The organism is Microcoleus sp. AR_TQ3_B6, from assembly GCF_036702785.1.
Classification (GTDB): domain Bacteria; phylum Cyanobacteriota; class Cyanobacteriia; order Cyanobacteriales; family Microcoleaceae; genus Microcoleus.
Map to the genome: position 1 here is coordinate 82,041 of NZ_JAUBVJ010000019.1, position 19,167 is coordinate 101,207.

Annotated in this window: 21 protein-coding genes; 5 read left to right on the plus strand and 16 right to left on the minus strand. The window is 46.8% G+C overall.

Going from position 1 to position 19,167, the window contains the following annotated elements; genetic code table 11:
* Positions 1-111: 111 nt before the first annotated feature.
* From zwf to QUB56_RS12295, 10 genes are all read right to left on the minus strand, one after another.
* Entirely contained in the window at positions 112-1,641 is a 1,530-nt protein-coding gene (zwf, locus tag QUB56_RS12250) for a glucose-6-phosphate dehydrogenase (RefSeq protein WP_332955446.1), read from the minus strand.
* Positions 1,642-2,982 carry a transposase gene (locus QUB56_RS12255; RefSeq protein WP_332955448.1) on the minus strand — a complete coding sequence of 447 codons (1,341 nt, stop codon included), beginning with the start codon at positions 2,980-2,982 and terminating at the stop codon, positions 1,642-1,644.
* Between the two features lie 339 nt (positions 2,983-3,321).
* A complete protein-coding gene (gene tal / locus QUB56_RS12260; RefSeq protein ID WP_332955449.1) occupies positions 3,322-4,476 on the minus strand; it encodes a transaldolase in 1,155 nt (384 codons plus the stop codon).
* A 54-nt stretch (positions 4,477-4,530) separates the two neighbouring features.
* Positions 4,531-4,725, minus strand: a complete 195-nt coding sequence (locus QUB56_RS12265) for a hypothetical protein (RefSeq protein ID WP_332955450.1) — start codon at positions 4,723-4,725, stop codon at positions 4,531-4,533.
* Positions 4,722-5,795 carry a class 1 fructose-bisphosphatase gene (gene fbp / locus QUB56_RS12270; RefSeq protein WP_332955452.1) on the minus strand — a complete coding sequence of 358 codons (1,074 nt, stop codon included), beginning with the start codon at positions 5,793-5,795 and terminating at the stop codon, positions 4,722-4,724. Before fbp ends, QUB56_RS12265 begins: the two co-directional genes overlap by 4 nt.
* 285 nt (positions 5,796-6,080) lie before the next feature.
* Positions 6,081-6,476 (minus strand): hypothetical protein, encoded by a 396-nt coding sequence (locus QUB56_RS12275; RefSeq protein ID WP_332955454.1) that lies wholly within the window; start codon positions 6,474-6,476, stop codon positions 6,081-6,083.
* Between the two features lie 77 nt (positions 6,477-6,553).
* Positions 6,554-7,519: a homoserine kinase gene (gene thrB / locus QUB56_RS12280; RefSeq protein ID WP_332955455.1), complete on the minus strand. Its 966-nt coding sequence runs from the start codon at positions 7,517-7,519 to the stop codon at positions 6,554-6,556.
* 90 nt (positions 7,520-7,609) lie between these two features.
* Positions 7,610-8,104, minus strand: a complete 495-nt coding sequence (locus QUB56_RS12285) for a tetratricopeptide repeat protein (protein WP_332955457.1) — start codon at positions 8,102-8,104, stop codon at positions 7,610-7,612.
* Positions 8,105-8,107: 3 nt separating this feature from the next.
* On the minus strand, positions 8,108-8,674 hold the full coding sequence (locus tag QUB56_RS12290; protein ID WP_332955458.1) for a Uma2 family endonuclease: 567 nt from the start codon (positions 8,672-8,674) through the stop codon (positions 8,108-8,110).
* 222 nt (positions 8,675-8,896) lie between these two features.
* Positions 8,897-10,132 (minus strand): VWA domain-containing protein, encoded by a 1,236-nt coding sequence (locus QUB56_RS12295; protein ID WP_332955459.1) that lies wholly within the window; start codon positions 10,130-10,132, stop codon positions 8,897-8,899.
* Positions 10,133-10,204: 72 nt separating this feature from the next.
* On the opposite strand from QUB56_RS12295, the gene QUB56_RS12300 reads away from it, so the two are divergent.
* From QUB56_RS12300 to QUB56_RS12310, 3 genes are all read left to right on the plus strand, one after another.
* Complete coding sequence (locus QUB56_RS12300) at positions 10,205-10,864, plus strand: ATP-dependent Clp protease proteolytic subunit (RefSeq protein WP_332955460.1); 660 nt, start codon at positions 10,205-10,207, stop codon at positions 10,862-10,864.
* Positions 10,865-11,113: 249 nt separating this feature from the next.
* Positions 11,114-11,707, plus strand: coding sequence for an ATP-dependent Clp protease proteolytic subunit (locus tag QUB56_RS12305; RefSeq protein WP_332955461.1), 594 nt, complete (start codon positions 11,114-11,116; stop codon positions 11,705-11,707).
* Between the two features lie 130 nt (positions 11,708-11,837).
* Positions 11,838-12,464 carry a DnaJ domain-containing protein gene (locus tag QUB56_RS12310; protein ID WP_332955463.1) on the plus strand — a complete coding sequence of 209 codons (627 nt, stop codon included), beginning with the start codon at positions 11,838-11,840 and terminating at the stop codon, positions 12,462-12,464.
* On the opposite strand, the gene QUB56_RS12315 is transcribed toward QUB56_RS12310, so the two are convergent.
* From QUB56_RS12315 to QUB56_RS12325, 3 genes are all read right to left on the minus strand, one after another.
* Positions 12,458-13,387, minus strand: coding sequence for a serine/threonine-protein kinase (locus QUB56_RS12315; protein ID WP_332955464.1), 930 nt, complete (start codon positions 13,385-13,387; stop codon positions 12,458-12,460). The genes QUB56_RS12310 and QUB56_RS12315 overlap by 7 nt on opposite strands.
* A gap of 603 nt (positions 13,388-13,990) precedes the next feature.
* Positions 13,991-14,722 (minus strand): DUF7873 family protein, encoded by a 732-nt coding sequence (locus QUB56_RS12320; RefSeq protein WP_332955465.1) that lies wholly within the window; start codon positions 14,720-14,722, stop codon positions 13,991-13,993.
* A gap of 647 nt (positions 14,723-15,369) precedes the next feature.
* A complete protein-coding gene (locus QUB56_RS12325) occupies positions 15,370-15,651 on the minus strand; it encodes a hypothetical protein (protein WP_332955466.1) in 282 nt (93 codons plus the stop codon).
* A gap of 343 nt (positions 15,652-15,994) precedes the next feature.
* On the opposite strand from QUB56_RS12325, the gene QUB56_RS12330 reads away from it, so the two are divergent.
* Entirely contained in the window at positions 15,995-16,270 is a 276-nt protein-coding gene (locus QUB56_RS12330) for a hypothetical protein (protein ID WP_332955468.1), read from the plus strand.
* A 3-nt stretch (positions 16,271-16,273) separates the two neighbouring features.
* Here QUB56_RS12330 and QUB56_RS12335 read toward each other — a convergent pair whose 3' ends face one another.
* Positions 16,274-17,167, minus strand: coding sequence for an EI24 domain-containing protein (locus QUB56_RS12335; RefSeq protein WP_332955469.1), 894 nt, complete (start codon positions 17,165-17,167; stop codon positions 16,274-16,276).
* Positions 17,168-17,256: 89 nt separating this feature from the next.
* Here QUB56_RS12335 and QUB56_RS12340 point away from each other — a divergent pair, with 89 nt between their 5' ends.
* Complete coding sequence (locus QUB56_RS12340; RefSeq protein ID WP_332955470.1) at positions 17,257-18,048, plus strand: 2-phosphosulfolactate phosphatase family protein; 792 nt, start codon at positions 17,257-17,259, stop codon at positions 18,046-18,048.
* 395 nt (positions 18,049-18,443) lie between these two features.
* Here the strand turns inward: QUB56_RS12340 and QUB56_RS12345 are convergent, their stop codons facing one another.
* Together QUB56_RS12345 and QUB56_RS12350 are read right to left on the minus strand one after the other, a co-directional pair.
* On the minus strand, positions 18,444-18,914 hold the full coding sequence (locus tag QUB56_RS12345) for a Uma2 family endonuclease (protein WP_332955471.1): 471 nt from the start codon (positions 18,912-18,914) through the stop codon (positions 18,444-18,446).
* Between the two features lie 6 nt (positions 18,915-18,920).
* Complete coding sequence (locus tag QUB56_RS12350; RefSeq protein ID WP_332955472.1) at positions 18,921-19,088, minus strand: hypothetical protein; 168 nt, start codon at positions 19,086-19,088, stop codon at positions 18,921-18,923.
* Positions 19,089-19,167: the final 79 nt, after the last annotated feature.

The window sequence follows — 19,167 nt, forward strand, 5'->3', positions numbered from 1 at the left end:
TAGTTCAGTAGTCCTGGAGATCCCAAAATTTTAGACCCTAGTTTAAGCTGTCAGATTCATCTGTGCAGTAAATCTAAAATCTAAAATCTAAAATCTAAAATCGACTGACTTTTAAAGTCTGCGCCACTTGCGACCGTCTCTGTTAATTAGCAGTTCTGCTTCCGTCGGTTCCCAAGTACCCGCTTCGTATTTAGGAACCAACTCCTGTTCGTTGGACGATTCCCAAGCCATCAGCGCCGGCGTTACCACTCGCCAAGCTTCTTCCACTTCATCAGAACGGGTAAACAAAGTTTGGTCGCCCAGCATACAGTCAATTAACAGTCGATCGTAAGCATCCGAAGATGTCACCCCAAAGGAAGAACCGTAACTGAAATCCATATCCACCGTCCGCGTCCGCAAATCCGGCCCCGGCATTTTTGCCTCGAACCTCAGCGAAATCCCCTCATTGGGATGCACGCGCATGGTCAAAACGTTTGGAGTAGTTTGTTGGGCCGCGGACTGAAAAATTAACAGCGGCACTTCCCGAAACTGAATCGCAATTTCGCTAACTTTTTTCGGCAACCGCTTGCCGGTTCGCAGGTAGAAAGGTACTCCCTGCCAGCGCCAGTTGTCAATCATAAACTTCATCGCCACAAAAGTCGGCGTTGTCGAGTTGGGAGCAACCCCCGGTTCTTCGTGATATCCTGGCACCGGTTTGCCCTTCATCCAACCTGCAGAATATTGACCCCGAATCGCTGAGAACTCCAAGTTATGCAAATCTGCCAAGCGAGTTGCTTGCAGAACTTTCATCTTTTCGGTGCGGATGCTGTCAGCGTCCAAGGAATTCGGTGGTTCCATCGCCGTCAGACAGAAAATCTGCATCAAGTGGTTTTGCAGCATATCCCGCAACGCCCCGGAGGATTCGTAGTAACCCGCCCGGTCTTCTACGCCTACTGTTTCTGCCACTGTAATTTGTACGTGATCGACAAATTGCCGATTCCACAGCGGTTCAAAAATCGCGTTCGCAAACCGGAACACCATTAAATTCTGAACAGTTTCTTTACCCAAATAGTGGTCTATCCGGTAAACTTGCTGTTCTTGGCAAACCTTCTGCACGACTCGGTTGAGAGCTTTTGCCGAACTCAAGTCGCGACCGAAGGGTTTTTCAATTACCAAGCGGTTTTTTACTGGATCGGCCAGCATTTGAGCCGCGCCCAGTTGCCTAATTGCTTCTGGGAAAAAGTTCGGGGAAACTGAGAGATAAAATATGTGATTGCCGCGAGTTCTCCTTTCTTCGTCGAGTTCCGCTAAGAAACCTTTGAGTTTTTGATAGCTTTCGGGGTTGTCAATGTCGCCCGGACAGTAGTACAAACCTTTCGCGAAATCTTGCCAAAATTCTTCATTGCCAATCCCGCCGCCAAATTCTTCAATGCCTTCGCGCATTTGCTCGCGGAAGTAATCGTGACTCCAAGGGCGACGGGCTACTCCCACCACGGTAGTTTCCGGTGGCAAGCGTCGATCGAGCTTCATCTGATAAATTGCAGGTACCAGTTTGCGCTGGGTCAGATCCCCAGAAGCTCCGAAGATTACCAGAATTTGTGGTTCCGGCACTCGTTCTTTTCGTAAACCTACGCGCAACGGATTTTCAAGTAGCGTTACCATTTATTTTCCTTTTTCTAGAGCTGTTAGTCTTGCTAATACACCATGATAGTTTGCGTTGATACTCCCCATACCGTTCATGCCAGGGGATTCTTGAAGAACCCAAAGTCGGATTTTCAAAGGCGCTATCAATTCGCCGCTACCGATTCTACTAAGATTTAACCCCAGTTTCACCGCTACTTTTCTGATAATATTAGCCGCACCGTTACAGTCGGCATTAATTTTTGTTCCGTCCGCAGAGCGATATAATCCGCGAGTTACTCTCTTTCCTGATTCTGTCCACCCTTCAGTTTTTTCACCGAACGTAGGTAGTGAATCATTGTCGAGAAAACTCGCCTTTGAGGTATAAGACTCTTCGGTTTCTACGAACTTAATTCCGTACTCCAGACACAACTGAGATATTTTTTTCTTCAATCTACCTGTTGGAATTTGAACAAAGTTTTGATTGGTCTTTGCCCCCATATTTTTCTTTTGTTTTTGGTCTTTGTTCCATCCAAAAACTATTGTGCCGATTTGATTCTCAATACAGTGATTTACAACGATCCTTGCTGCTTTATTCACCGCATCTCTAACCTGACGATTTCTCTTCTCCGTAATCCTAGCCAATTGATTAGACCAGAATCCTTGAGGCTGATTTTCCTTGAGAACAGAGATTCGCTTGTTGTACCACTGATTCAATGACTTTAAATGCAGTCCATCAATAATAAAGGAAGTTCCTACGTTAGATACGCCAGTCAACCAGTTATTGATTCCGTGGTCTAACCCCAATACACTTTCAGGATTTACCTCAACCTCACGAGATTCCGATTGGTACACAAACTCTGCATAGAAACATCTATTTCTGGGAAGAATCCGAATTTCAACCAACTTCTTGTAATCCAGGTTGGAGGGCATCGGTATAAAAAATTCGCCAATCCCGAACCATATCTTAACCTTGCGTCCCAATGGAAATCGTACCATCCCATTTTTTAGTTTGACATCAGCCCTGGGAAATGTAACTGCTTTAAGGGAATTTTTTTTGTATCCAGGTAGTCTTGGGTGTTGAATTACCGTCCCAGATTTGATACCTTTCAAAAGCCCAATATACGATCTGAATGATTCGGCGACGCTAGTCAATGTCTGCTGTGCCGTATGAGAATAGAGTGCTTTGAAATGCAGGTTGGACTTGAACATTTTATGGAAGTCGTACTTACCGGGAATTTTGCCAGTCTTGAAATACAACTGACGACCGTAGTACAGCGCACAATTTGCTAACTTATTCGACTCACTACAGATAAATTCTAGAACCGCTTTCAGACTAGAGTCAGGATTGACTAAGTTTTGCTGACATCTATAGTTAGACATTCTTTTGATTCTCAATGTATTGCTTGACAACAGAGAGAGCTACCAACTATACAGGACAAAATAACTATTTGTCCTGTATAGTTGGTAATCTGCGTTCGCCAGGGGCTTGCGTCTCGTTCTTCGGTCACAATCATGCCTCAGCGGTTGGAAATGGAAAATTCGAGTTGTATCTCTGGCTAAATTCCTGCTCTGGGACAGAGGATTTTTTTTTTGCGGGGGAAATGAGCGCAATTGCGCTCATTTTTCCGACAGAGAATTGACAACTCAGCATTTAGGAACCAAAACCATTATCTATTCCGAGTCCTAAATGCTTCTGCCTTCAACGATACAGATATCTGTCTAGGCGACGGGTGACAACTTCTGCACTTTCTCTTGCAAGGAGTCCATCAGGGATTGGAACGGGGTGACAAATTTATCGATCCCGTCGAGGAGCAAGTCTGCCATCACTTTGTCCAAGTTGATGTCGATGTCGGGATCTTTGAGACTTTCGATCAGCGTGTAAGCTTCTTCAACGTTGCTCTCAATCCGGGGTGCGACATCGCAGTGATCGAAACAAGCTTCAACGGTGTTCGGCGGCAAAGTGTTAACGGTGTCGGGGCCGATTAGTTCATCGACGTACATGACATCGCTGTAGTTGGGGTTTTTGGTGCTGGTGGAAGCCCACAGCAAGCGCTGCACTTTCGCTCCCTTGGCAGCTAAAGCTTGCCAGCGATCGCTCGCTACGATCTCTTTATACTTCTGGTAAGCTATCTTCGCATTGGCGATCGCCACTTTCCCCTTCACCGCTTCGAGTCTGGCTTTTGTGGAAATATCTGTGACATTTTTGAGTTTCTCATCAATCTTGCCATCGACATTGATGTCGATCCGGCTCAAGAAGAAACTGGCAACAGAAGCAATATTGCTCACATCCAAACCTTTAGCCACCCGCGCTTCCAAACCGCGAATGTAAGCCCAGAAGGTTTCGACGTAGCTGTCAACCGAGAACAGCAAAGTCACGTTAACGTTAATCCCTTCGCTGATGACTTGCTCGACTGCGGGCAAACCTTCAGCGGTTCCCGGAATCTTAATCATCACGTTTTCTTTGCCGAGGGCTGTGTAATAGCGCACGGCTTCGCTAATCGTGCTTTCTGTGTCGTTGGCGATCGTCGGTGGCACTTCGATACTGATGTAACCGTCCAAACCCTTCGACTCTTCGTAAACCGGGGCGAAGATGTCGCAAGCGTTGCGGATATCTTCAAATACCAGAGATTCATAAATCTCCATCACAGATTTGCCCGCCCGGATACCCGCTTCGATATCCGCATCGTAAATCACATTACCCGCGATCGCTTTCTCGAAAATCGCCGGATTAGATGTAATCCCGCGCAGTCCCCGAGTTTCAATCATCTGTTTGAGTTCGCCGGACTCGATCAGATTGCGAGTCAAATTGTCCATCCAGATGCTTTGGCCAATTTCTTCGATTTCTAACAGGTGATTCGTTGGCGTTGCCGTCATTACTGTAACTCCTACAATTTGATAGTTGATAATTTGGAATTGAAATTTGGGAAGTCAAAATTGGGAATTGGTAATTGAAAATTGGCAATGGGGAATTGGCAATGGGGAATGGGTAATTGGGAGTGGAAAGTTATAAGTTAAAACCTTCTTCCTTCTTCCCTCTTCCTTCTTCCTTCTTCCCTCTTCCTTCTTCGTGACATCCGTTACATCCCGTACATTGCTCGTTGCCGAACTTCCCTGGGCCTTCACTGTGGGACTGTTCTAGGATTGCGCGCTCGATCTTGAATAAAAGACTCCACCATCGCTACATTTTCTTTACTACCGACAATCAAGGGCGATCGCTCGTGCAGTTTGGTCGGCACAACGTCTAAGATATCTTGAGTCCCCGTACTGGCGCGCCCGCCGGCTTGCTCCATCAAAAACGCCAAAGGAGCCGATTCGTAAAGCAAGCGCAATTTGCCCTCGGGTTTTTTCACCGTTCCGGGGTACAAAAACACGCCTCCCTGGAATAAAATCCGGTGGAAATCTCCCACCAAAGCCCCGCCGTACCGGGCGCTGTAGCCTTCGCTGCGGTGTACGTAGCGAATGTAGTCTCTCAAAGATTCCTCCCACTGCCAGAAGTTGCCTTCATTAACGCTGTAAATTGGGCCGCGATCGGGAACCTTAATGTTTTCGTTAGCTAGAATAAACTCGCCCAAACTCGGATCGAGGGTAAAAGAATGAACGCCCTGACCGATCGAATAAACCAGCATGGTACTAGGGCCGTAGAGCACGTAGCCAGCCGCAATTTGTTTGCGTCCGTGTTGCAGCAAATCGGAAGCCGAACCGTCTTCATCCTCCCCCTCTTGCTTGCGGATGCTGAATATTGAGCCGACATTGAGATTGATGTCAAGATTGGAAGAACCGTCTATGGGGTCGTAGAGCAGACTGTAACGCCCGATCGGACAATTTTCGGGAATGTAATAGGGTTTTTCCATTTCCTCCGAAGCCAAGCGGCAGACAAGTCCGCTTTGCTGGAATACCGAGATAAACACTTCATTGGCATAGATATCCATCTTTTTGACGGATTCTCCCTGCACGTTCACAGCGCCTGTAAACCCTAAAGCATCTTCCATTAACCCGGCTCTGCTGAGCCGCCTCGCGATCAGCTTTGCAGCTAGCCCGATGCGATTCATCAGGGCACTGAGATCCTGAGCATCTGCACTAAAGCTATGGAGTTGCTGGAGTACGTGACGGGATAGAGTTGTGCAATCGCGGTCTAAGGATTGTACCTGCTCGGTCGGGCCCAGGCGGGCTTCCCCTGTCGGCGCGTTTACCATGATTTTGATGTCCTCCCTGTCTTGTGGCTCGCTCGTTTAGGATTTTTCAGGTGCTTCACACTTGCTCCTGAATCGGCTTTTAGGTCGATCGACCTCTATCTTCTATCTTAGGAAGGGTTTTGCGATCGGGCGTCGAACTTTAGGTGAATTTTAGATCCCCATCGAAAATTGAGGAGTTCGATCGAGTGTTGAGTCCGCAATTGTATTAAAAATCACTCAATTTTTTAATTAAGCGCAGAGTCCGTCCGAGGGAAGAAGGTTTTAACTTTGTGGAAGCAATACCATTCAATCTTTAAATCGCGATCTATAGCTATCGAACAGTTCATCGATTTTCTGGAGGTCATATACCAGCGTCCCCCGCTCATCCCAGAACGTGCGATCGCGATCGCCCTTGAAGGAAAGCCAATTGAAACTTGTCGTTACAGCAAATTTCGCATCAGATACGAGAATTTTGGCGTGGGTATCTCCCAAACGCTTAAGGATAAAATTATCTTTGTACTGATTCGCTAATTTTTTAAGATTTTTCTCAGCTTGGATATCGGATGGGTACTTTTTATCATCTTCATCTTTTCCCAAACCGTACCCAATTAAAAGCTGTACGTCACGCTTAAGTAGTTTTTCTAGCTGTTCAATAAACTGTTTTTTTACAACATTAGCTCGACTCCAAGGATAAATAATCATAGGTAGTCTTAATATTTTTAGATGATGGCGAATTTTTAAGATGCGTTTACCCTCTCGGCTACGCACCTTACCAATAATTAAGTCGAGACTTGTGCTCCTTGGGTATCGATCCCGATCGCCCTTACATCAGCCTTCACCCCAAATTCCCCCCAAGCAGCCGCCATCGCTTTCTCAACCGCTGAGGCAGATGTCACATCAGTTACAGCTAAAAGTGTTGGCCCGGCACCGCTAATTACCATTCCATAGGCCCCTGCATTCAGCGCAGCTTGTTGCACCGCTTCATATCCTTTAATCAGAGATTGCCGGTAAGGTTGGTGAATTTTGTCTTGCAGGGCGCAGCGCAGCCAGTTTTCATTGCCACTTTCCAAAGCCCGCACCAGCAAACCGAGGTGTGCAGCATTAAAAATGGCGTCAGCCCGACTGTAATCTGCTGGCAAAACTTTGCGGGCTTCGGCTGTAGAAAGTTCAAAATCGGGAATGGCTACCACGGGCACAATATTCGGATGCCAGGGAATATCGCAAATTTCCCAAGAACCCCCCTCCTGCCCCCCCTTACTAAGGGCGGGTTGGGGGGGTGCATTGCTAGCAGCGAGGCGACATCCTCCCAATAAAGCGGGGACAACGTTGTCGGGATGTCCTTCAAGTTCGATCGCCAACTGCATCACTTCCACCTGACTCAAAGGCTTTCCGGCTAATTCATTTGCACCGACTAACCCACCGATAATAGCTGTGGCGGAACTTCCTAAACCTCTAGCCAGCGGCACTTGCATATCTATATGTATGGCTACGGGCGGCGGCGATTGGTTCAGGTATCCGTATAACTTTATAAATGCTTGATAAGCGAGATTGCTGTCATCTATCTTGACTTTGGCCGCTTCTTGGCCTGTAACTGTAATTTTTAGTTTCTCGGTTGCTGAGGGTTCGAGTCGGGAGAATTGGAAGCGGTTGTAGAGGCTTAAAGCGGCGCCGATGCAGTCGAAGCCGGGGCCTAAATTGGCGGTTGTAGCGGGTACAGTAACGGTGACGGTGGAATTTTCGGGCATTTTTTGAATGGTGGATTTGGAATATTTAACCGCAGATGGACGCAGATGAACGCAGATCGAAGCATATTATACTATGTTTTCAAAACCACTCTATTCTTGCAGCATTTGAAGATGGTTGATGGCATCTTGATAATCGTTGGTATTGCCGTCTTTTTCATAGAGTTGGGCTGCTTTATGATAATCCGCGATCGCCCCCGGTTTGTCTTCTAAGATTTCGCGGACTCTGGCGCGGTTGTAGTAAGCGTCGCCGTAGTTAGGGTTGATTTCAATGGCGCGATCGAAATCTGCTTTTGCTGCTGGATAATCTTTCAGGTTGCGGGCGCGAATTATGCCGAGTTTGTTGTGGGCTTTAGCGTAGTTGGGGTTGAGGCGGATGGCTTCGGTGTAATCGGCGATCGCACCTTCAATGTCCCCTGCTTCTGACTTGGCTAAACCGCTGTTAAACAAGTCTTCCGCCGGATTTTGAACAATCGTTTTTTGAGCTATTAATATTTCTGAGTATTGAGCAGAGACAGCAGGGGATATATTACCAAAGATAGTAAAGATTCCTAGAGTAGCAATTAAATTGTAAAATGATGATTTCATAATCTAGGCAAAAATATCAGCTACAGAACAACTAAAACCTGGCAACAAAGGCGAAGTTAGTTCATCATTGCTCAACAGCGTAGCAATGAGCCTTAAACTTGCTTGTTCCCTGCGATAAACTTCTATTTGCTGCAATTGCCAATTCACAACCCAGTATTCCTGCACTCCTCGCACCGAATAGAGTCTGAGTTTCAAATCTCGATCGCGTCTATGATTGTCTGCACCGGGGGACAATACTTCAACAATTAACTCAGGTGCAGCGGTTAAATGGCCGGCTTCGTCTAGCAAGATAGCCAAGCGTTCATTGCTCGCCCAAACTACATCAGGAATGACGTTATCAGCGTCCGTGAAAATAAGACCCGGATTGATGGCGGCTCGTCCCAAACCAGTCGAGCGCGACCAAGTTTTTAACTCTAAGTAGATGTTACCACAAGCTTCTTGATGCCCCCAATGCGGTGCTCTAGTCATAAATAGCTCCCCATCAATAATTTCATAGCGATCGCCGTTATCGGGCAATAGTTCTAAATCGGCGGTAGTCCAGCGTACTTTATCAGATATTGTCTGGTTCATACAAGCACTCTTGATAGGTGATACAAACATTCTAAACGATCGAGCTTCTTGTCGCTCCACGGCTTCAAACAATCGGGTTACACAGAGTCTCGTTTTTTTCCGGCGAGACTCAGAATATTGAAACCCGCATGGGCGCGGGTTTCGTTTGTGTAGGATCGATTTGCGATCGCACAATTCGGCGATCCCCCAATTTAAAATTATTTAAAATTTTAAATCACCGGATTACTTCAAAATAGTTTTAGAAGCAATGCGAGTTTTCTTGCGATCGGCTTCACTCAATTGTTCACCAGACTGCAAACGAGTAGCAGAAGTTTGCAGCACAGTTGCGGCACTTTTATCACCCATTTGCAGAGCAGTTTTAGCCGCCGTTTGCAGCATAGTGGCGGCACCGGCGCGATCGCCCTGTTGCAATCTAGTTTCTGCCAGTTGAGTTTGTCGGTACTTAGCCAAAGCTAAAATGTGCTGCTGCACTATCGGGTTAAGTGCCGGCTGATAAACTTTCAGGACATTAGCGGAAACAGCAACGGGATCCGAAAGCAAACCTTGACCGACACTCGGATCGTCGTAGCGAATTTGCAATTGCCCGATCGCCTGTGTACCTTCGGGCAACTGTCCAATATAAATATTAGCCAAAACTACTCGCTCTACATCCTTCATTAAATCTCCCAAGCGCACCATAAAGCGATCGCCCTGCTGCTGTACCGGTAATTCGATCGTGTCTGGGGCAACTTGGGCGATCGGTTTGAGTTCGGCTAACCGCACTTTTGGCATCAGCGAAAATAGCAAATAAGCATTAGTCAAACCTACACCTTGGACGCGAGTAAACAGCCTGCCAAACTCATCAACCGCATCTTCCGGACGCTGAATGTGAGCCAGAGCACCGCCGCCAGCATCAGCAATCTTTTCCAAAATATCCTGGTTCCAGTTATCGCCAAATCCCAGAGAATTTAAAGTCATGTTATACTCCGCCGCCAGTTTAGCCAACTTCAAACAGCGGCTGTCGTCGCCGTGTTCGTTTTCGCCGTCAGTCAGCAGAAACGCCTGAGAGATAGTTTCTTTTTTGCCTTTACCCAACTGTTCAATACCTAACTTAATCCCCTCATCAATTGCTGTGCCGCCTGCCGGGCGCAATTGCTCAATTTGCCGTTTAATGCTAGCGGGGTCTTCCACAATTTGATTGGGGACGAGGACTTTGGCTTTGTGATCGAAAGCCACCGCGCAAAAGCGATCCCCGGGCTTCAACCTGTCCAGCAACTGTCCGGCGGCTTGTTTGACGGTTTCCAAGGGGCGTCCGCCCATCGAGCCGCTGTGGTCGAGAATCAGGCACAGGTTTAAGGGTACGCTGGAGTCGATCTCCCTGGCGATCGCAGATACTGAAATCGCTAGCTGGCGCTGGGTCGAGGGCGCTGCAGCGTCAAGGTTAGGGTCGTTTAAAACCGGGAGCAAACTAACTTTCATGCGGGATACCTAAAGATTGCGTTAGTATTTCTTTAAGAATAGCTCCATCAGTTCAGGCAACATTTCGGTTATATGAACACACCAATTAAAGCTGTGCAATCGCCATACTACGGGGAAGGGAACTCTCGGACGCCACCTCCCGATTTGCCATCCCTGTTGCTGAAGGAGCGGATCGTTTATCTGGGTATGCCTCTGGTACCTGCGGTAACAGAACTGATTATCGCTGAACTGTTGTTCTTGCAGTACGAAGACCCAGATAAGCCGATCAAAATCTACATCAACTCGACAGGCACTTCTGGTTACAGTGGCGAACCCGTCGGCTTTGAAACGGAAGCCTTCGCTATCTGCGACACGATCAGGTACATTAAGCCGCCCGTGCACACTATTTGCCTCGGTTCGGCAATGGGCATGGCTGCGATGCTGTTAGCGGCTGGTACAAAAGGCTTTCGGGCGAGTTTGCCCCACGCTTCGATTGTATTGCACCAACCCAAGGCGTACACGCGGGGTCAAGCAAGCGACATTCAAATTCGGGCTAAGGAAGTGCTGGCAAATAAAGCAACGATGCTTGATATTTTGGCAAGATGTACTGGCCAACCGGTCGAAAAGATTACTAAAGATATGGATCGGTTGCTGTACATGACGCCTCAGGAAGCTAAAGAATACGGTTTGATCGATCGCGTTCTTGAAAGTTCGGAAGAATTGCCGAAACCGCTGCCGGCTGGAGTCATCTAGCTGGGAATGGGGAATGGGGAATGGGGAATGGGGAATGGGGAATGGGGAATGGGGAATGGGTAAGAATTAAGGGTTAATGGCTAGTAGTTTCTACCCTGATTAGTTATTCAATAGTCTTTTTATGACTAACAATGCCCAATGCCCGATGCCCAATGCCCGATGCCCAATGCCCGATGCCCAATGCCCGATGCCCAATGCCCGATGCCCAATGCCCGATCACCAATTACCAACTAAACGGAGTTCCGAATTATGCCTATCGGTGTGCCAAAAGTTCCCTACAAAATGCCGGGGGGTTATGATACTCAGTGGATTAATATCTACGATCGCCTCTACCGGGAACGGATTATTTTCTTGGGCAGGGATGTTGACGATGAAATTGCCAATCAAATCATCGCTGTGATGCTCTATCTCGATTCGGAAGATTCAGGTAAGGATATTATTTTGTACATCAATTCCCCAGGCGGGATGGTGTCGGCCGGCATGGCTATTTTTGATACCATGCAACACATTAAATCGGACGTGGTGACGATTTGTGTGGGCTTGGCTGCTTCGATGGGTTCTTTCCTGTTAGCTGCCGGTGCCAAGGGGAAACGGTTAGCTTTGCCTCACTCGCGAATCATGATTCACCAGCCTTCTGGGGGCACGCGGGGACAAGCAACGGATATTCAGATTGAGGCGAAAGAGATTCTGCGGCTGCGGCACCAACTGAATAATATCTATGCCAAGAATACTGGCCAGCCGATCGAGAAAATCGAGAAGGACATGGATCGCGACTATTTCATGTCCGCTGAGGAAGCCAAGGAATACGGCTTGATTGACAGAGTGATCGAAGAGCGTCCGTAAGTTATTTTTTCGCTTCAGTAGTGCGGGCAACCCTAGCACTACAACCTAGTTCGCAGTAAATTTTGGCAGAATCTTTACATTTAAGGATTCTGCCATATTTAATGGTACTATCAACGCTCATTCATGCTAAATGGATATTGCAGATTATTACCGACAGTTAGGACTGAGGTCTGGTGCGAGTTTATCGCAAGTTAAAGCCTCTTATCGGCAGTTAGCCAGGCAGTATCACCCCGATGTGAATCCGGGAAACGAACAGGCTAAGAATAAGTTTATTGCTATTACTGAGGCTTATAAGTTCCTGGTGAATATTGCCCCCCCCGATGTTGCGGAGTCGAAAGTTGGCAATTCCACTGTGCCGCCTACTTCGACACCCCCGAATCGGGCGGTGAAAGCTCAACGGCAGGCAGTTAAAGTGACTCGAAAAGAGCCGCCGGTGCAATTATCGGCAGATTTATCGGCTGCGGAAGAAAAGTTAAAGCAAGAGGCTTATGTTGAGCTGCAGCAGTTGCTGAAATATCAGAGGTTCCCACGGGCGATCGCCTTGATTGAGGGTTTGGCACAGCGGATTCCCGAAGATTTGGAGGTGCGTCAGTGGCAGGCGATCGCCTATCAGCGCTGGGGACGGCATTTGATCGGAGAAAGGCAGGTTGATAAGGCAAGAATCTATTTGAAAAAGGCTCTGAAAACTGACCCTCACAATCGGGCTTTGTGGGCGGAAGTTGAGCGGGATTTTCGCAGGTTGGAACAGATTTATTGAAGCGATATTGCGTCCCCCTTTTTCAGGGGGGATCGGTCGTGATTTTTTAATTTTTCTAAAATAACTTGGGTATTTTCAGGTCGGTTTTCTGGTAGCGGTTCCATCAATTCGTCGAGCGAGTTTACGAGTAACGGGTCAATATCTATAGCCTGGTTCCTCCAATTAATTTTACCAGTTTTTTCATTAACGGGAAAGTCGATCGGCTGTATGCCTGTTAATAAATGTACAAAAGTACGCCCCAGGGCAAAAAAGTCCGATCGCACGCCTGCTTTACCTAGAATTTGTTCCGGTGCGACATATCCAGCAGAACCTATGGGTGCGGTATCCATCTCTGCTTCTGAGGCGGCTCCGAAGTCAATTAATCTCAATTTCCCATTGGCTTCAACCATCAGGTTAGATGGCTTAATATCCCGATGCACTACATGATATTTGTGGATTTCCTGCAAAATATGAAGCATTTGTTCCAGCCAATCAACAGCTAGTTGTTGAGAAACGTACTGGTTTTTAGTTAAGAATTCTGCCAAGTTTTCGCCGCTAATTTTTTCCATCACCAAACAAGACAATTTCTGGAAGTTATTGGGGAGTTGAATTTGGAAATAACCGTCAGGTTCAACTTGGGGAACTCGGCCATTTCCCGCCAGCCAAATCAAAACTCGCGCTTCTTGCTTGAACAAGCGAACTAAATCTGGATTGTGGGTGTATTTCAAGACTTTTAAAACTTTGACAGTTCCCCATTCGTTTTCCCCTGTTCCCCAATCTTCGACTTCAAAGATGTCTGTGGGGCGTGCGGGATTGGGCGATCGAACTGGTTTAAGGATACGGTAGCGATCGCCAATTAACAAAGCCGTACCGCAAGCCTGACAATTTTGGGCAGCCGGAGGATTTTCGCGTTGTTCGCATTGAGGATGGATGCAGTAAATCATCTGCCTTGATACGTCCAGGACTGACCGAAAGCATCCAGGATACAAGCCCCCGGATTCATCCGTGGATAAATAAAAAACCTGTATCCGATCGACAAGCCCCCGAATTTATCCGTGGGGTCAATGCTTCAATCTAAAATCTAAAATCTAAAATCTAAAATCGATTGACGGATTTAACGGATTTATTCAATTATTAGCATAAAACCCAGCAGTTCTGACCTTACTGCTGGGTTTCTATTTACCGCCCATTTGGGCACGCTATCACATTTAAGTCAAGGATTTAAGATTAATAGCATCGCGCTCTACCGATTGAGCTACCCCCCTGCGTTTGGTAGAGGGGGCTGGATACGAGCCAGCAACCTCGATGATGTTATTGTTCCTGACATTCGTTTTAGCGATCGGCGGTGAATGCTGAGTTTAGAGTAATAACTTGCTGTTGAATTTGTACGCAATGTTGCCTCTGCCAATTGGGCTACCCCCCTATTTTGGGTAGAAGGGACAGGAGTCGAACCTGCACTATCACATTTGTACGGTTTAAGTTGAAGTTTGAGTTTTAACTTGTACTCTGTTTATATCTTAAACCATAACTATCAAAAAAGCAAGCAATCAGCGGAAAATAAATTGAAAAATTCGCTCTCCCACTCTCTGCTCCTCAACTTCAGAATTGTTAGCTTCTTCGCGGGCGAACATAACAGCCTGCTGCAAGATTTCCACCCTTTGGAGCAACTCATTGATCCGCCGCGCCGGCAAAGCTCCAGAAAACTTGACAGTCCGCCAATAGCCGATCGTAATATCTTCGTAATAAACATCGACTTGAGCCGGATGGTGTTCGGTAGCTTCAGCTTTAACGTGATTGCGCGGAGTTTTAAAAGTCTTGAGAGTTTGCACCGGTTCTGTTGCCCAGCAGTCTGCCGAAGCATCGAAGTTCCAAGTCTCGGAAGCATCTAAGACGGGAAGTTTTTTGATGAATGCTTGCAAATCGACCAACTGCTTTTCAATGAATAGCAAATAGCTGACAGGTACTTGGCTCAAAAGCACGTTTCCGTCTACAATTACGTCAGCGCGGGCGCTACAATTTGTCCAATCTTTGGTTGCTGTTACGTCGAAGAGCTTCGTCAAAACTTCAGTCGTTTTGCGGATAATCTCTTCGGCTTTGACTTCAACTTTTTTGGACTCGGGCGGCAGTTGTTCGCCTTCTTCGTCTTTGGGACGGTAAGTGCGCGATATTCCAGAAAGCACAGCCGGCTTCTGAAGTGCTTTTTGAGCTTCTGCTAGTTCTTGGACCGAGCGGCTTTTGATGCCTTTTTCGATCGCGATAATCTGATTTAAGCGTGCCATTGTTCGATGTTATTGACGCTGAACTCATATCAAGCCGGGTTAATACGGATAATCGAATTGTTTGTCCTGTGGCTTTTAGGGCTTTGAGGACTCTGGATCCTCACTACAAACCTCACGATCGTTCTTTAACCAGACTTGCTCTTTTTGTAGTATTACATAATTCAATGTAAATTACAATCTTTCTTTTGTAGGCGCGGTGTCCCTGTGCCCGCCGCTACCCATGCCCGCCGCTACCCGTGTCCAGGAATTTATACCTATTAACGACATCTGGATTGAGAGCAGCAATTCGCGACAATTATATCGGGGAGCGATTGCACGGAGAAAAGTACGGGATGGCTTTGTCTGTTCCTGTAAAATTGTAGCGGCAAAGCATCCACGACAGGACGGGCTTTCCACATTTTTTGAGCTATATTGTTAGGAGCACCCATTACAGTCATACGGTCAATTCTACGATCTTGAACTAGCATCAGGGAGTCAACTCCTAGCTGAATTAACCGGTGATGCAGCCGATAAGCTGCGCGCGCGGCTCCGCCTCCTCATTTGGGATCGTAAGTGTTAATTAACAAAGGCTGAAGCATTTTTTATTAGTGATTTTTTTTCAACCGCAGAGTGGGGGAGGACAGAGAGAGAAGAGAGGATTTTTCCAATCAGTTAGGATTGCTGTAAAAACTCAGTCTCCGCCCAATTCTACTAACTTGCCTGAGGGCGAAGCAGCAAAGCAATTGTTCCAATAAGTGAACCAGGACATCGCCTGCTGCGACTCGTCCGCATCTGGGTGGATGGAGGATTTTCTGGGGCGGAGTTTCTCCCTTGGGTGATGGATACATCCTGATGGATTCGCCCGTGTCGTCAAAAAACCTGAGGGTACTCAAGGTTTTGTGCTCCTTCCCAAAGGCTCGATAGTAGAGCGCACCTACGGTTAATTCCATTGCTCTGGCCGCCGAAATATCGATTGTGAGCGATTACCTGCATCCTCAAAAGGTTTGATCCATGTTGCCATGATTCGACAGATGCTAGGCAGATGTGCCTAAGCCTTTTTGTCTCTCCGTATTTTGAAACATCCTTTAACCAAAATGTAGGAAAGTTTACGTGTTTTTCACGCTGCGACTACCTCTTGAGATAGATGTGCAAATACCTCCCGAGCCCGCTTGTCATATCGGGAAACATTTCTTAACATATAGATAACAAAGGGAATCCAAGGAGACACCAAAAATCCTTAAGCCCTTGGCGTGCCCCGCTTAATTAGATTCTTCGCAAACAAGGGCTAAATCAATGAACAAGCAGCAAAACTCCGAAGTTTCAGCATTTTTGCCAATCCTCCAAAAAGGCATTTGGCTGTTTGGGATTCTCTCTTGGATATTCGGCCTGACAGATAGAAGTATTGCACTATTATCTGACGGATATTTGTCGGCGATCGATATTGTCCAGCTATTTACAGCTTCATTCTTCTTCCTTAGTTGGCTATTTTTAAGCCCTTTTCTGGGTCTTAACTCCCAGAGTCAACGGAAGGGAGAAGACCTTGGGCAGAATGTAGAAGCATCTCCCTAGTTTTTAATTTGGAATGTTAGTTTCTCGATCGATACTTCTCTCTTGTGGGGCAAAGCGGGCCGGCCAAATGCGATCGCAAAAAAACAAAGTTCCCGCCGTCACGCACAGCGGAATGGCCAACAGATTCAACAGGGGAATGCTCACCAAACCCAAACAAACCAAACCAAAACTCCCGCTAGCCGGCAAACTCGCCCAAATTATCTCCAATTTCTCCTGAAAAGGTCGCCTCCGCCTCTCCAAAGGTGCATCTAAGAAGTCCAAACAGACAATAGTCGCGCCCAAAGCTACGCCACCCAAACTGCTAAGAATAGAGCCGACGCCGGGGATAAAATTCAGCAGCAGCAGCGGTATGCCGATGCTCAACAAAATTTGTAGTTTTCGCAGTTCAAAGGCGATCGCCCTTTGAATATCCCGAAAACTATTGCGTAAATTCATTGGTTCTTCTGCGGGCAATTGACCGTTCCGCAGCAGTTCCAATTGTTCGGAAAGTTTGCCGTACCAGGGCGAACCTAAAATCACGCCAAACTGCACTAACAAAAATCCGATTATCAGCAAAAGTCCTGACACTAGGAGTACGCGCAGCAGCCAGCCGAAAGCGACTGTTAACAGGCCCAGAAAGCTCAGCCAAGCTGGAAAACTCGCAATTATAGCATTAAATCGGACGGACAAATCGGCAACTAAAACGTCTATACCTGCCAAACTGGGAAATAGCAAGGTTAAATAAAGACCGATACCAATTATAAAATTTAGCCCTACGGGAACTAATACATAACTCCACAGCTTGGGAGTTTGCAAAATCAGGGTGAAAGCTCGAAAAGGATAGGTGAAACCTGCGAGGAGTCGAATTGGTGCGGTAATGGCGGCGTGGGCGGGGTTTGAATTTAGCTGTTTTGACATATTTGCTGCTTTTGAGGACTCGACTTTATTTTCTATTATCCACTTTCCATTATTATTGCTGATGAGGATTTATCGCAGGTGGCCCAAAAGTGAAGCTTTTTATTTACCATACCCCGGAACTTACGCCAGCCGACAATATGCCGGCTTGCGCGATCGCAGTTGATGTGCTGCGGGCGACTACGACAATGGCAACGGCCCTGAATAATGGGGCGGAAGCTGTCCAAGTTTTCAGCGACTTAGATAAGCTGATGGCCGAGAGCGAAAAATGGCCTGCAGATAAGCGGATTCGCGCTGGAGAGCGCGGCGGCAGCAAAGTTGACGGATTTGACATGGGGAATTCCCCCTTCGACTGCACGCCAGAAAAGGTGACTGGGAAGCGAATTTTTATCAGCACAACTAACGGTACTCGGGCTCTGCAGCGAGTGCAAGCTGCTGCAACGGTGTTAACTGCGGCTTTGATTAACCGCAAATCTGTGGTGCAGTTTTTGTTAAATAAACAGCCGGAAACTATTTGGATTGTGGGTTCTGGTTGGGAAGGGGGTTATTCGTTGGAAGATACGGTTTGTGCTGGTGCGATCGCCCAAAGTCTCCTGGCAGAAAGCGGAATTCCTGCGAGCGATTTTGCTGGTAACGATGAAGTATTTGCGGCTATTGCTCTTTACCTGCACTGGCAAGATCGGTTGCACGAATTGTTGGAAAGAGCCAGTCACGGCCAACGCCTCCTCGGTTTAGGTGTTATTGAAGATTTAAAATATTGCGCGCAAACGGATACTTTAGATGTGCTGCCGGTGCAGCGAGAACCGGGAGTTTTGGTTAAGTCGGATTTTAAAATTCCTCAAGCTAATTTCTGGGTTCAATCTTCGGAAAAAACGGCGAATTAAAATTTGCGGCGAGTGGTGTATTATATCGATTCCGGTTGCACCGTCCGCATTGTTGACAGTTGACAGTTGACTGATGACTGTTGACTGTTGACAGTTGACTGATGACTGTTGAGTGTTGACTGTTGACTGTTGACAAGCGAATTTCAAAGGTGGTACCCGCCACGTGATTTATCCGTGGAATCAATCCCAAATCGATTTTCGAAAATCCTCAAGAAAGAGCATTTATCTCGCGCAAGTCAATCTAAAATCTAAAATCTAAAATCTAAAATCGATTGACGGGCGGGTCAAAAAAATGAAAATTGCGCGAATTATTTGTTGCGAGCTTGATTCGACTTTACGCCCGACTAATGAAGCAAGGATTTGATATCATTCCGGCGCAACCGGAAACAATCCTTTTAAGCACCAGATCGCAGCCGTTGTCGAAATTCCTTAGCTGCTGTTAGCGAATTGGGATATCGAATGTATTCGGCCAGCAATTCTATATCCAGATTAGGGATAATTGCGCTGCGAGCAATTGGTTCATAACCGCAACTTGCGAGAAATTGATCTGGGATTTCTTCTCGCAGATAGTAGAGGCTGAAGCGGTCATTTTGCCAGAACCAAACTTCTTTAACATTAAGTCTTATGTAAACTTCCAATTTGTTAATGCCACCGCTGGTAACGATCGCCTCAATTGCCAGGTCGGGAAATTCTTTGTCTGTGCCAATGCAGTAAGCTTCATCGGGTTCGGTACCGCCACTTTTCTCTTCTCGTCGCAGGGTTGTAGAGCCAAAGGGAAAATAGTTGATGTCTGCTTCTAAGAAGTAAATGACTAAAAGATCTCCAATGCGAGTTTTTCTGTTTTCATGGCGGCCCGAAGGTGACATAATTTCTCAGGCTCCATCTAAATAAGTGACTCGATATGCCGAAGTATCGCCATTTCTGGCGAGCAAGGCTTCATATTGCTCCCAGTTAACGCGATCGATAATGTAGCGGCATTCAGGATCTTGGCCTTGGAGTGCTGGTTGGTCGAGCAGCGCGTTGAGATCGCTTGTAAACATTAGTATTGTAAAACTTCATTAAGTTTATAAGCATCAATAAACAATAGTAGTATCATATAGTCAGGGAAGTCAAAAAAAT